The 14,267-nt window shown below is 40.8% G+C and carries 9 protein-coding genes; 6 read left to right on the forward strand and 3 right to left on the reverse strand.

Features of this window, described 5'->3' with window-relative positions; translation table 11 throughout:
- The first annotated feature begins 5 nt into the window (after window positions 1–5).
- The 3 genes from OK025_RS06185 to OK025_RS06195 all read left to right on the forward strand — a co-directional run bounded on the left by OK025_RS06185 (window position 6) and on the right by OK025_RS06195 (window position 3,248).
- Window positions 6–1,385: a DUF5689 domain-containing protein gene (locus tag OK025_RS06185; protein WP_317668727.1), complete on the forward strand. Its 1,380-nt coding sequence runs from the start codon at window positions 6–8 to the stop codon at window positions 1,383–1,385.
- 7 nt (window positions 1,386–1,392) lie between these two features.
- Complete coding sequence (locus tag OK025_RS06190) at window positions 1,393–2,418, forward strand: endonuclease/exonuclease/phosphatase family protein (protein ID WP_317668728.1); 1,026 nt, start codon at window positions 1,393–1,395, stop codon at window positions 2,416–2,418.
- A 185-nt stretch (window positions 2,419–2,603) separates the two neighbouring features.
- Window positions 2,604–3,248: an HAD family hydrolase gene (locus OK025_RS06195; RefSeq protein WP_317668729.1), complete on the forward strand. Its 645-nt coding sequence runs from the start codon at window positions 2,604–2,606 to the stop codon at window positions 3,246–3,248.
- Window positions 3,249–3,367: 119 nt separating this feature from the next.
- Here OK025_RS06195 and OK025_RS06200 read toward each other — a convergent pair whose 3' ends face one another.
- Together OK025_RS06200 and OK025_RS06205 are read right to left on the reverse strand one after the other, a co-directional pair.
- Entirely contained in the window at window positions 3,368–4,876 is a 1,509-nt protein-coding gene (locus OK025_RS06200) for an alpha-L-fucosidase (RefSeq protein WP_317668730.1), read from the reverse strand.
- 66 nt (window positions 4,877–4,942) lie between these two features.
- The gene (locus OK025_RS06205; protein WP_317668731.1) at window positions 4,943–6,550 is read right to left on the reverse strand and encodes a beta-N-acetylhexosaminidase; all 1,608 of its coding nucleotides are present in this window, start codon (window positions 6,548–6,550) and stop codon (window positions 4,943–4,945) included.
- Between the two features lie 469 nt (window positions 6,551–7,019).
- On the opposite strand from OK025_RS06205, the gene OK025_RS06210 reads away from it, so the two are divergent.
- Together OK025_RS06210 and OK025_RS06215 are read left to right on the forward strand one after the other, a co-directional pair.
- Window positions 7,020–9,254: a glycoside hydrolase family 2 protein gene (locus OK025_RS06210; protein ID WP_317668732.1), complete on the forward strand. Its 2,235-nt coding sequence runs from the start codon at window positions 7,020–7,022 to the stop codon at window positions 9,252–9,254.
- Between the two features lie 258 nt (window positions 9,255–9,512).
- Window positions 9,513–9,791, forward strand: coding sequence for a DUF4342 domain-containing protein (locus OK025_RS06215; protein ID WP_201670012.1), 279 nt, complete (start codon window positions 9,513–9,515; stop codon window positions 9,789–9,791).
- Between the two features lie 24 nt (window positions 9,792–9,815).
- On the opposite strand, the gene OK025_RS06220 is transcribed toward OK025_RS06215, so the two are convergent.
- A complete protein-coding gene (locus OK025_RS06220; RefSeq protein ID WP_317668733.1) occupies window positions 9,816–11,825 on the reverse strand; it encodes a beta-N-acetylhexosaminidase in 2,010 nt (669 codons plus the stop codon).
- Between the two features lie 249 nt (window positions 11,826–12,074).
- Here OK025_RS06220 and OK025_RS06225 point away from each other — a divergent pair, with 249 nt between their 5' ends.
- Window positions 12,075–14,204: a hybrid sensor histidine kinase/response regulator gene (locus OK025_RS06225; RefSeq protein WP_317668734.1), complete on the forward strand. Its 2,130-nt coding sequence runs from the start codon at window positions 12,075–12,077 to the stop codon at window positions 14,202–14,204.
- Window positions 14,205–14,267 lie beyond the last annotated feature (63 nt).

Genomic DNA, 14,267 nt, shown 5'->3' on the forward strand with positions numbered 1-14,267 from the left:
CAATAATGAACAAAAAAAATATACAAGCTGTCTATACATCGATGCTATCGGCTATCTGTATTGGACTCATCTTATTTACAGGAGCCTGTAAGCGTGATCCTGAAGCCCCTCTATTGACTAAACCGATCTATGAGGGTCCCAATGCCAACACAACGATAGCCGCATTGAAAGAAAAATATGCTAACATTACCGATCCAAAAGTAATCGATGAGGATCTGATCATTAAAGCACTGGTGACCGGAAACGACATTTCGGGCAATATCTACAAACAATTGTACATTCAGGATGAAACTGCTGCCATCAATCTAGGAGTCGACCAAAATAGCATGTACACAACTTTCCGCGCAGGCCAGGAAGTGTTTATCAACTTAAAAGGCCTGTCCATGGTGAAATATGGCAGTGAACTACAGATCGGTTTCAGTGGAACCAATGCCAACCGTATCGCCTGGGAAATTTTCAAAGAACATACCAAAGTAAACGGATGGCCAAATGCGGCCAATTTAACGCCATTGGAAGTTGATCTTTCTAAATTAGACGCTTCGATGGTCAACAAGTTGGTGATCATTAAAAATGTGCGTTTTAACAACGGTGGTGTCAATGCTTTCGCAGGTGGAACGGCGACTGTTAGCGAAGTAGTCAAAGATGCGAATGGCAAAACATTGGATGTCCGCAACAGTAACTTCTCCAGTTTTGCTAAAGATATCCTTCCTAAAGGGAATGGAACATTAGTCGGAATATTGGGCCGTTACAATGGTGGCTGGCAGCTCTTCCTGCGTGATAAAACAGATGTGATTGACTTTGATGGAACTGACGCCGGAACAACACCAACTGACCCTGAAACCGGAGGAACAATTTTCAACGAGACATTTGGAAATGGCACCTACCCGAGTGGCAACCGTCCTAAAATTGCAGATTTCACCGATTTCGATATGAAAGCTCCGGTGACCTACACCGAGGAAAGTGGTTCGGCAGATATTCGTACAGCGACAGGAATCAGTGCCTCGGTATGGCTTCCGGCAAACAAAGATATTACACTGAAAATCGCCGGAATACAAACGGCCAACAAAACGGATCTTACATTGAGCTACCAACTTGTTCCTAATATTTACAATGTTGGTGAAGCAACCAACCTCAATGCCATGAAGGTGAAGGTCAACGGAACAACTTATACGATTCCAAGCACACCAGTAGCGATCAACTCAACAGATGATCGTAATAAATATTACACCGTCAGTATTCCAAACATTACAGCTGCAGCGACAAGTACCGTCGAATTTATAATGACTGGCGCTGACAATGCCTTTGGCTTCCGTTTAGATAATATTAAAATCGTAAGCGCAACTGGCGGAAACGGTTCTGGCAATACGATTATCGTTACTAAATAAATAAGAAATGAGATATCAACAGATTAGCTGTATTTTACTTCTTCTTCTATTTGGTGTAAAACTGGGTTCTGCACAGAGCAATCGTCGCGTATACCCCGTCGCCTTCTACAATTTGGAGAACCTATACGATCCTGTAAAAGATTCAACGATCAATGACGATGAGTTTACACCAAAGGGTGCCAATACATGGACAGAAGCTAAGTATCAGCAAAAAATAAAAAACATGGCACGAGCGATTCGTGCCATCGGTTCACCTAGTTCTAGTTTGGGTCCTATCGCTCTAGGGGTAGCCGAAATTGAGAACCGTCGGGTTTTGGAAGATCTTACACGAGATCCCCAGCTCCGTGAGCTGGGATTAAAGATCGTTCATCACGATTCTCCTGACCGTCGCGGTGTGGATGTTGGGTTCCTTTACAATCCGGAATTCTTCACGCCTTTTAATGACAGGGTTCATCCATTCAACCTACCGGAAAACCCAGGCTTTAAGACGAGAGATCAACTATTGGTATCCGGTACGATTGCTGGAGATACGGTACATATCATTGTCAATCACTGGCCTTCGCGTTATGGCAATAAATCTTCTGAACTTCGCGAATTTGCAGCAGGTATTACCAAAGGTATCTGTGATTCCCTATATCGTGAAAATCCCGAGGCCAAGATTATTATCATGGGCGATTTAAATGATGATCCCAAAGATAAAAGTGTAAGGGAAGTATTGCAGGCCAAGAAAAACCCGCAGGATGTACCTGCGCAGGGCTTATATAATACCATGTGGAAGTTTTACGATAAGGGAATTGGATCACTGGGCTATCAGGGACAATGGAATCTCTTTGATCAGATCATCATTTCCAGACCTTTATTGGACAATAAAAACAAGGGTTTACGTTTTGTCAAAGCTGAAATCTTCAATCGGGATTTTTTGGTGCAACAGGAAGGCCGAAACAAAGGTTATCCGCACCGAACATTTTCTGGGGGAGTATTTATCAATGGCTACTCAGACCACTTTCCAACATTGATCTATTTGGTAAAATAATATAAATGAAATCCGATTAACTCTTCTTAAGCGGAATTAAAGATAGGAGCTCGTTATAAATGAGCTCCTATTTTTTTGATCTCCCCCGGTCTTCAGTAATCTTTTTATTATACACAAGATATAAACTACCATTTAATCTCATTATTATACCATGGTTCAACCGCAATTTTTACTAGATTTAGCAGATGAAGCTTATACTATTTGATCTGGACGGAACACTGCTAGACACATTACAGGACCTCGGGGACAGCTGCAATGCTATTCTTGAACAATATGGATATCCAACCCATCCCCTTGTTGCTTATAAGAAATTTGTCGGCAACGGTGTCCAAAAACTTATCGAACGCGCATTACCGCAAGAAGCACGGACAGAAAATATCATCTCAACTTTACTCAGTGCCTTTAAAGTGTATTATGAGCAAAAGCCCATAACGCACACAAAACCATATACCGGCATTATACCGCTACTACAAGAACTGAAATCATTAGGCTATCTCATCTCGGTAGCATCAAATAAATACCATGAAGCGGTGATACCTTTGATGGCCGAATACTTTCCCGATATTTCATTTGATCTCGTCCTGGGGCATCGAACAGGTCGCCCCGCCAAGCCTGATCCCGATATTGTCTTCGACAGTATCCAAACACTCGGTGTTAGCAAACAGGATTGCTTTTATGTAGGCGATTCATCCGTGGATATGGATACCGCCAATAATGCCGGGGTAACAGCTATTGGTGTTACCTGGGGCTTTCGCGATGAAGACGAATTGAGACAACACGGTGCACAGCATATTATCCACCATCCACAGGAACTGTTGGCAATTCTATAAAAGAAAAAGGCGGGATTTAAATCCCGCCTTTTTCGATCACTGCCAGTGGTCTGGAGTAGCGCTCATATACATTTGAAATGCCGATGAGATCGCGAAAACCTTCGCGCGAATGCCAAAATTTACATTTTTGCATCCATGAGTTGATCACCCTGTACTTTTGGCTTACCAAGCTTCATTTTTACAACAAAAGCTTTATCTGCACTAAACGTTGCCGGAAGAACAACATCATAGTATGTATTCTTATCAAGATCCAAACCAATATCGGAACGTTTAAGAGCTAATGATTGACCATTTTGCAATAAGACAGCCTCTACTGGAACCTCAGCTGAATTCTTCGGTACAGCAATGCGGACAATATTATTGACCGGTCGATTAAAGACAGTAAGATAGAGGTTGTCCTCTTTTTTTGTAAAATACCCCAATTTAGATGGAGCAAGTCCTGCATGTCTCACACCATAAACAGCTTCACCATTGGTTTTGATCCAGTCTCCAATCTCTTTCGCCAATTTATCCTCTCCTGGATGCATCCGACCATTTCCATCCGGGCCAAAATTCAACACGAAATTCCCGTTCATCGACACACAATTCATCAACATATCGATCAAATCGTCGGATGTCTTTGTATAAATACCCGACCAATCTTTCATGTACCCCCAACCATTTGGTGGTATCGTCATGACACAATCCCAATCACGCCCCTCTAGCCATTCAAATTCTTTCGGCATCTTACGCTCCCAGCCTTGCTCATAATCTCCCAACATATCACCATTCGAGTCGAAATGCCGCTTTCCAAATTCATCGTTTCGAAAACGACTACCAATGATTAGGCCCGGGTGTTTCTCGCGGAGTTCCTTTTCCAGTTTATAGGTAAAGTCATAGGACTGAATCCAGGACTGATCCCAGGTACCATCGAACCAAAATCCTTTTATCTGCGGATAGTTTTGAAGCAGCTCCAACAATTGGTTACGGGTATACTCCAAAAACTTATTGAATTTTGCCTTTTCTTCCGGTGTAGACGGCGCCTTACCCATATAGTTTGAATTATTCCATTCTAAGATCGAAAAATACAAAAACACATCTATCCCTTCAGCGGTGTAAGCGTCTACAACCTGCTTGACGATGTCTTTTTTATAAGGGCTTTTCTTAATGGTATAGTCTGTATACTTCGAAGGCCATAAGGCAAATCCATCGTGATGTTTGGTTGTAAAAATCAGGTATTTTGCCCCCATTTCTTTAGCCTGCTTAGCCCATAGCTTTGCGTCAAATCCTTTGGGATTAAATTGCTTGTATAAATTATCATAGGTGTTTTTCCAGTCCTTTGGTGCAGTAGGTCCACTCCAGGTACGAATCCATTCGGAAGCGGCCGCACCTTTACGAGCACTTACTCCTTCCCATTCATTGCCAGGAATTGCATAAAGGCCCCAATGGATAAACTGTCCTAAACCATATGTCCGAAAACGCTCCATCGCTTCATCGGTTCGATGTGCCGGTGTTAAAGGCCCGTATTTTACGTCAATTCTTTGCTCCACCTTTTTGCGTGGCCCAGTCCATTGGGCAGAAACAGTTTTCCCGGCCAATAGCGCACCAGCCAAGAGCAAGGGCATCATCAATCTGTTATAGCTTATCATATTTTATCTAATTGTTTATTACCACGATTCTATATAGTCCAACTTATTCAAAGACAAAAAACGCAACTAGTCGGGACGATCAATATACTGTTTCTGTACTTTCTTCATGACGATCGGTTCAGGATTACTGTCCTGAAATGGATCAAAGTAATAGAGTCCCTGTTCCCGATACAGTGCTAAATGTTTCTTTAACACTTTAGTGAATTGGTCAAAATTACGTTGCCTGCCAGATGTCCATGCTGCTTCCGCCAATGCCGCAATTCTCGGAAAGACGAGATAATCCAATCGATTGGTATTTGTCACGGTTTCAGTCCATAGATTGGCCTGTATACCCAATATCTGTTTTCTTCGACCACCTAAACTGTCCAACTGTTCGCCAGCAAAATTGTAGATATTCTGGATAGGGTTAAACCCTTTGCCCCATTTCCGTCCATACCGATGGTTTTCCTGCTGCACAAAATCAAAATATAGAGGTAAACGCGGTGTAAGAATTGCCTGATATCCTTTATCCAAAATTTTGTTGAGCTGTTCGGGTTTATCATGGCGCCACCACATCATCACAGTCTGCGCTTTGTTCAGTTTTGCGTCTACCATCTCATCCCAAACAACGATTTTTCCATTTATTCGGGCAACGGAATCTGCCATACGTCGAATAAAATACTCTTCCACTTCCTTGTTGGATTTCAACCCTTCTGCCTTTTTTAACTCCTGCACCTGTAGATCATTATTCCAGGCATCGCTACCAAAAGCCACTTCGTCTCCGCCCAAATGAATGTAAGTCGAAGGAAAAAGCGCTTTTACCTCGCGCAATACATGACTTAAAAATGAATATGTCGTATTTTTTGCTGGGTGAAAAGTAAAATCAGGGTGTTTTTCATTACCTCCGCCCGATAAAAACGGATAAGCGCGATTTGCCGCTGTTGCATGTCCAGGCATATCAATCTCAGGAATGACCTCAATATTACGTTCATCAGCATAAGCAATAATCTCACTGATATCATTTTGCGTATAATACTGTACTCCAGCATAGGGGTCTAAATAATTGCCTATACCCCCTATTTGAGCCAGCCAGGGGTAACGTTGTATACTAAGGCGCCACGCAGGTTCATCCGTCAAATGCCAGTGAAACTTGTTCAACTTATAAAAAGCCATCCAGTCCAACAATGACTTTACTTTTTCCTTTCCGAAGAAGTGTCTCGACTCATCTAACATAAAACCGCGCCATGTAAATTGTGCTTTATCTGTAATTTCAACAGCATCCAACTCACGCTGATCACCGCTTAGGGCTGCAACGGACAACAATTGGTCTAAACTTGCAATTCCATTGACAAGTCCTGATTTATCTGAAGCGTAAATTCGAATATGAGTAGGATCTATCTGCAGACGATAGGCCTCATGTTCAAGTGTTTTATCCCAGCTTACCATAACCTGGGCTTCGTCGACCTTGGTTGCAGCATAGGCCGAAATCCCGAAACGCCCAAGTAGGAGCTTCTTGAAATACAATATCGTGGGATCAAAATAAGGATCGCTTATAATGCCTATATTTCTACCCAGGATGAGTTTCCCCTTCCGCGCTTCCTGCTGCTGAGGACGTGGGATAATAGCAACCTGTGCCTCCACAAACTGTATCGTCAAGAATACCAAAAGAAATGTTCCTATTAATCTATGTTTCATCCGTTCTATCGTTATTTTCAACTAATCAGATTAAATCTGCTTGTGTAAAGTATTTGTTTCTAAGTAGGTTCGATCCTACATTATTCAAACCTAGTTTGTGCTATAATCGGCCCACCACAGCCAGCACGCGATGTAAAAGGAATACGAAAATCCATCGTATGAACTGTTTATATCGGTTCTGCCCACAGTTTATCTTGTAATGCAATGGTAAAGAATTTATTATTTATTACTGTAGCCCAAGTATAGTCAATCGTTTGCGCAAATCTCGAAAACGTTGTAGTGGATGGACGCAATAAAGCGAATAAAGAAAAAACAACAATCAATAAAGATATTTTAATTATTTATAATTAAAAACAAAGTAAGATAGGATGAACAACGCTGATGGCCCAATTAGTCATTGTCGTTTTGTTAGCTATATTTGAAGACATAAATTTGAAGACACAAATACAATACCCTAAGTTAAAACCGTATGATAAAAAAGATCTTTTATACCTTAATCTTTATTGGAATACTGCTATTGAACGTACAAGCGCGAACCGTAGTTCCATTTAATACCAGCTGGACTTTCAAAAAGGGACCTTTTTCTACCTCGACATTAGATTATAATCAGCTGTTTGAAGGGAAATGGCAGCTTGTCAATTTACCGCACACCTGGAATGCAAACGATATGCAGACCAAAGAGATTAAGTCTGGTAGTTTAGGAAAAAATGAGCGCTTTTATACCGGTGATGCCTATTATCGCAAATCTTTTGTTCCCGAAACAGCTTGGAAAGATAAACGCATTTTCATCCGATTTGAAGGGGTCAATACCAACACAGAAGTATACGTAAACAATCAGCCCCTGCCTACCAAAGAAGGCAAAAATGATATTACCTACGACAATACGAAACGCAATGGAAATTATAACTTCGTGGGCAGACATCAGGGTGGTTATTCTGCATTTGTATTCGAACTGACCAATATGCTCCAATTTGGAAAAGAAAACGAAATTTTGGTGAAGGTAAACAATGAAGCTACTCCACAGGTAATTCCTGTTAACCATACCCTTTTCCCTATGTACGGCGGTATTTATAGACCGGTCGAACTTATTGTAACCGAAGACATCCATATTGCGGTGAATGATTTTGCAGCTAAAGGAATCTATCTCACGCAAAAAAATGTCTCCAAGAAAACAGCCGATGTTGCTGTAAAAATAAAAATAGACAACAAGTCCGGAAAGAAACAACCGATCGAATTGCTGACAACGATTTTCGAAAAAGACGGATCGATTAAAGCCAAACAAAGTACACAGTACACGTTGTTACCGCAAGGCCGTCAAACCGTTACGCAACAGATCCTAGTCAAAAGTCCACATTTATGGCAAGGTTTAGATGATCCCTATCTCTATAAGGTGGTCACACAAATCAAAAAGAACAACCAGGTAATTGATGAAGTAACAGCACCGCTTGGTCTTCGTAAATTTGAATTACGAACCGGTGAAGGATTTTTCCTAAATGATATCAAATATCCGCTATATGGTGTTTGTCGCCATCAGGATCGACTCGGTAAAGGATCGGCCCTAAGCAATGCAGACCACGACGAAGACCTAGCAATCATCAAAGAAATGGGAGCAACATCGATCCGATTGGCACATTACCAACAGTCTGAGTACTTCTATTCAAAATGCGATAGCATGGGTCTCGTTATCTGGGCCGAAATCCCGTTTGTCAATCGGGTAACCACCTTGGAAGACAACAACGCACAACAACAGCTGAAAGAACTGATCCGCCAAAATTTCAACCATCCTTCCATCTATATATGGGGTATGCACAATGAGGTATACTCTCCTACTGCCTATACCGTCGAACTAACGACCAAATTAAATGACCTCGCTAAATCCGAAGATCCTGATCGCTATACCGTTTCTGTCAGCGGTTACAATGTTATCGACCACCCAGTTAACAATAATGCAGATGTACAAGGCATCAATCATTACTTTGGCTGGTATAATGGTGAACTGGAAGATAAATCAGATAAGGAGGATGATGTCGCCTCCTGGGCAAAACGTATCAGTGAAGAATTCAAAGATTACCGGATTATCTTTTCGGAATATGGTGCAGAAGCCATTCCCGAAGATCAAGCAGAAGAAGTTGGAAATTTTGGAAATCAATGGAGCAATCCATCGTTTTTCCCTGAAGAATATGCAACCAAATTTCATGAAGTACATTGGGGCGTGATATCCAAAAGTCCAATTTTCCTAGGTTCTTATGTCTGGAACACATTCGATTTTGCCACGCCCATTACTGCGCTGAACGTTAACCCACGGAATTATAAAGGACTGGTTTCCTTTGACCGTAAACTGAAGAAGGATGGCTTTTATTGGTACAAAGCCAATTGGAGCAAAGAACCCGTGTTATATATTACACAGCGTCGTATGATCAACAGAGGTAATGAAATCACGCCTATTACGGTTTATTCGAACCGAGGTGAGCCAACATTGATCATCAATGGGCAAACGATCAAAGGGGCCAAAATTGGTCAGACCAACGTACACTACATCTTCGAAAACGTGAAGCTAAAACTGGGGAAGAATACTGTAGAAGCAAAAGTAATCCAAAAAGACGGTAAGGTATTAACCGACACGATTGAATGGAACTATGACCCAGCGTTTAAACAGGGACCATCGGGACCAACAAAATCGAAAACAGAGCATGTAGGTCTATAATCACGCTAGCAAAATAATAGACAAAAAACAGGGGTAGTCTAAAAAGCTACCCCTGTTTTTTTGTTTAAGGATATATCCCCCCTCGGCTATAGTGATCATCAGATCACTTACCCTAATTTCAAAAAAGTATTAACCGATAAAAGCGGGTCGTTTACCGAGATTGTCTCGAGACTGGCCTAATGCCCCTCTTCAGCACCCTATTTGCTTCCTATCTTTGAGTCATCAAATAAGAAATAAAAAAATTAAAAAATAAACATCATGGCAACTAAAACAACATTCAGCATCAACAGTAAAACAATTACTAAAGTTTTTCAAGATCTTTTTGATTCCTTCAAAAGCTCACGTTTAAAAGTTTCCTCCAAGAATGGACAAGAATACTTAAATATCTCCTTGCTATTAGCTGTAATCATCGGAATTATTTTCCCTGTAGCTTTCATTGCATTGATTATTCTAAGCCTGATTGCACCTATTGAAATTGCAATCCTTCAAGAAGTAAAAGAAGAGAATGCAGATCAAAAGATGATCGAACTCAAATAAGTAAAAAATAAAGGGTAATACCCTTTATTTTTTTTCTATCTTATCAAACGGCCTATTTGGAGACAAATTAAATGTAAAATTTCCTTTTGAATCCACACCGCCAGCACCTCTGACACGGGCTTTGATTTCGTATTTCGATTGGGGATTATAATTCGTTACCGTAAAATTGTAGTAAAAAGGTTTGATCTTGTTGGTTCCCCTAAATTTATCCGCAAGCGCATGATGTCCATCCTCTGCAATGACCTGCCCGTCCTGTAGCAATTGTACGGCATCGATCTCCAGAAAATTCTTCCCCTCCACAAAGAAAAATCCAGCTTGCGCTCGTCCATTATCGTAAATCTTCCTGCTCACGTCAAAAGTTAGAAAACTATACGTTTCCTTGATATCATTAGGGCCCCATGATCCGGCAATATATCCCCCGGGACGATAATAATCAATACGCATGGAGTCTAATCTTGGAAGATTGGCATCCAATCGATGGCTAAACGCTGCATAATCTTTCGCAGACTTAGCAGACCATCCAATTTCAGCAACGGCAAGCAATCGCGGAAAATTCTGCACATTCAGGTCTTTAATATCCTGGGCCAACGCTGTCCACATATTTCCCTGAACACCGAGGACAAGCTGATCCTCAGCCGGACTAAGTCCTGCAGAAGGATCAAATTCATACACTCTTTTCAGCGAGTTTATCTGCGGATAGGCCAGATCAGTCATGGTACCATCATTCCGATCGGCTTGGGTAATATCAAAATAGAGATGCGATGCTGGTGTGGCCACGGCTTTAAACCCATCTTTGGTTGCTTCCTTGATCGCTTCTTCACCAAGCCAGCTCATAATCGCTGTACTCTTTGGTAAGTTTTCAGCATCGGCCAAAATATCATTCCACCCGATCGGTTTTTTTCCTTTTTGGACAATGATAGCAGAAACACGTTGAACGAAATAGCTCTGCAGTGCTTTGACATCTCTAATCTGGTGCTGTTTCATAAAATCCTGCACGTGTGGTTCTTTTTCCCACAAGTCATGACGGACTTCGTCCCCCCCAAAATGGATATAACTACCCGGAAAGAGGTTAGCGATTTCAGTGAACACATTATTCAAGAATTCATAGGTAAACTCTTTTGTAGGATCCAATGTATTGGGGGTAAATTGATTTCCCCAATAGCCCCAAGATGACACAAAAGGAAAAATGTGATTCGGGTAGGAATTTTTGTTGACCCCAAGTTCAGGATAGGCTAATATGGTTGGCCATGAATGTCCAGGAACATCGATCTCGGGCACAATCGTAATATTACGCTCTCGAGCATATTGAACAACTTCCTTGATCTGCTCCTGTGTATAAAATCCACTGCGTTCTGCAGGTTGTTTTTCTGTTCGATGAAATACCGTCGCATTTTCCATGGTCAATTTCGGATATTTCTTTATTTCGATTCGCCAGCCCTGGTCATCCGTCAAATGCCAATGGAACGTATTCATTTTGTATAATGCCATGACATCCAAATACTTTTTCACAGTTTTCACATCGAAGAAAGTCCGGCTCACATCTTTCATATAACCACGCCAATGATAGCGGGGATAATCTTTAATTTTCACTGCTGGAATATTCCAGCTTATTTCTTTGGTTGGGTTACTACCCTCGAAAGCTGTCGGTAAAAGTTGCCGCAGTGATTGCGTTGCATTGAAAAGCCCATGGGAGCTTTTTGCTGTCACGACCACTCCCCGATTGGAAACCTCAAGCTGATAGCCTTCGTCATTAGGCGTTGTCAATTTAGGGTCTAGGTTAAATTCAATGCTATTGCTCGCCTGTTTCTTTATGTTCAGGGGATAATGCGTTACTTTTCTCAGCTGCTCAACAAACAAAGACACATCTTTCACATCGCAGTTCTTAAAACTTAAGGTAGTTTGTGGATTTAACAGAAACTGGCCTGCTCCTATATTGATTTCCTGAGGTTTGGGGATAATATCAATCCCAGACTGCGCATGGAGCCCTTGCGCAAATAAAAGGGATAACGCTACTGAACAGAGGAGTGTTTTCATTAAAATTTAAGTTTTTATTTTTAAATAAACAGACAAAAAAAGACCGTTTATTGGTTTCGTTATGCAAAATAAAAAATAAAAAATGATCCTTCTACTCCAACTTTCAATCAAACGATTGTGTAAGATTTTCAAAAAGTAGCTCGTTGGCTACAGGCACACCAAGAGGATATCATTTTTTAGTATTAAATTTGACTTCCAGACAAAACAAAATAGGCTATAGTTAACTTATTGGGGTGAAAGAACAATAACGTGAAAAACAGTAAAAAATTATTTATTATCAGGACAGTTTTAATTGCTTTTCTGATTCTTTCCTTGGTTTATATCGGGTCGATATTTACCTATCAATATATTGAGTACCAAAAGACCGAAGCCCGTTTAAATAAAGCGTATAGTTCTAAAAATCAATTGACGAATCTTTTTTACGAACTCTTCTCCTCGTATAATGCTGCCGGAAATGCCTTTCGCTCTTATACCGTGGACTTTAGTACCGAAAATTTAAAGAATTACAGCAATAGTTTAGATACGTTACGATTTTATATCGATTCCCTTTCTAAATTATCTTCCCAAAAGGGACTTACTTTCTCTACGAAGACATCCTTGGAACAAAATATCACCCTTTCCGACGAGTTTGCCCACATCAAACTGGCTGTTGACAACATGATTTTTTTAGCCAAAGACTCGCTGTCACTCTTAACGAAAACGAATAGAACCATTCGTCCAGGGAATAATCGGATACTTGCAGATTCTGTTGTCAATAAAATATTAAGAGATACCGCACTCAATGTAAGTAAGAAGGATACCATTGTCCGAAAGAAAGAAAAACTCTTTACACGTATTTTCAAAGCCAAAAATGACACCCTTGTTGCCGATAAACTTGAACAAAATTTCAACGTTAACCAAATCAAGGCAATACATAGCCAGATCCAAAGTTTGATCGAGCAAAATGAAATATTTCACCGGCAAGATTTCAGTAAGATTCGCCGTTCTTTTGCTGAGCTTCAACACAAGGAAAGACAGCTTCTACAATCTAATTACAACTTATTCAGCACGATTAGTACGGCCTTGCTTCGCATTAAGACCCATGAAGATGAGATACTAAGAGCTGCGGAAATTCAAGATTTCAAACTCTATAAAGAAAACTCTTCCATTTTCGGCAAACAGGTGATCGCTTCTATTATTCTTATGATTATTATGGTGACACTCTTGTTGTCCTACCATTACAACACACTTGTGTATGAGCGCAAGCTTACTGCCGCTAGAGATTATGCCTTGCGAACAGCGAAAGAGAAGGCCAGTATACTGGCCAATGTAAGTCATGATGTGCGCACACCGGTCAATTCTTTGGTCAGTGTTATTGATCTGCTAAAGAGTAATGCGGCAAACAATCGGGTCAACCCTATTTTATTAGACTCCATTACACAAGATATCCATGTGATCAATGATACCGTGGAAGATATTCTGAATCTGGGTAAGCTAGAGTCTGGTACACTAGAAATTAAGGCCGAGTATTTTTCGCCAACTCAATTGCTCGCGAACCTCATAAAAATGCAGCAGGCTCAAGCAGACAAAAAAGGACTGAAACTTATCAGTGACATTGATATCGATCCCGACATCTTAATCAAAAGCGGAACGTATCGTGTACGCCAGATTGTTTCAAACCTCTTGAGCAACGCCATTAAATATACAGATAAGGGGCAGATAGAAGTAAAAGCCTTTATCAGCAGAGACCCAGGAGGATCCAAATTACATATATTAGTCAACGATACGGGAAAAGGTATTTCTGCGAAAGATCAAGGACATATTTTCGAACAGTACTATATGACCGATCAGAAATCCAAGAATAGTTTTGGATTGGGATTACATATTGCTAAACTCATGGCCGAACAGCTAAACGGAACGTTAAGTGTTAGCAGTCAACAGGGCAAGGGATCAACATTTACATTAGTCGTTCCGTTTACCGAAGAAAAGAAAAATAGGAAACAAATTACGAGCTTGGACAAGCTCTCAAAAGAGCTACGCTTTGTCGTTATTGATGATAATCCGATCAATAATCTATTCGTAAAACAAGCATTGCAACATTTCGAGGATGTGAAAATCTATCAGGATTCATCTACAGCAATAGCCTATCTGAAGGAAAATAGAACGGATATTATTATCACCGATCTCAAAATGCATGGCCCTACCGGCTGGGATATCCTCAATACGGTCAAAGACAACAATAGCGTAAAGGGATGGAATAGCAAAGTTATTGCCCTGACGTCAGACGAATCCCAAGTAACCATGCAGACCCCCGAAGGGCAGCTACATCAATTTGATGGCGTTATGACCAAACCTCTGGACAAAGCTATCCTTGCTCAGCTCATCGCAAGGATTTCATAAGCTAGGCAATGTAAGTAAAAGAAATAAGGGACTGTCTTTGACAGTCCCTTATTTCTTTTACAC

The organism is Sphingobacterium sp. UGAL515B_05 (assembly GCF_033097525.1).
Taxonomy (GTDB): domain Bacteria; phylum Bacteroidota; class Bacteroidia; order Sphingobacteriales; family Sphingobacteriaceae; genus Sphingobacterium.

Excerpts from the sequence above, each read along its gene's own strand:
- OK025_RS06195 (WP_317668729.1), top strand. The coding sequence starts at position 2,604 with ATGAAGCTTATACTATTTGATCTGGACGGAACACTGCTAGACACATTA.
- OK025_RS06205 (WP_317668731.1), bottom strand. The coding sequence starts at position 6,550 with ATGAAACATAGATTAATAGGAACATTTCTTTTGGTATTCTTGACGATA.
- OK025_RS06185 (WP_317668727.1), top strand. The coding sequence starts at position 6 with ATGAACAAAAAAAATATACAAGCTGTCTATACATCGATGCTATCGGCT.
- OK025_RS06220 (WP_317668733.1), bottom strand. The coding sequence starts at position 11,825 with ATGAAAACACTCCTCTGTTCAGTAGCGTTATCCCTTTTATTTGCGCAA.
- OK025_RS06210 (WP_317668732.1), top strand. The coding sequence starts at position 7,020 with ATGATAAAAAAGATCTTTTATACCTTAATCTTTATTGGAATACTGCTA.
- OK025_RS06200 (WP_317668730.1), bottom strand. The coding sequence starts at position 4,876 with ATGATAAGCTATAACAGATTGATGATGCCCTTGCTCTTGGCTGGTGCG.
- OK025_RS06215 (WP_201670012.1), top strand. The coding sequence starts at position 9,513 with ATGGCAACTAAAACAACATTCAGCATCAACAGTAAAACAATTACTAAA.
- OK025_RS06190 (WP_317668728.1), top strand. The coding sequence starts at position 1,393 with ATGAGATATCAACAGATTAGCTGTATTTTACTTCTTCTTCTATTTGGT.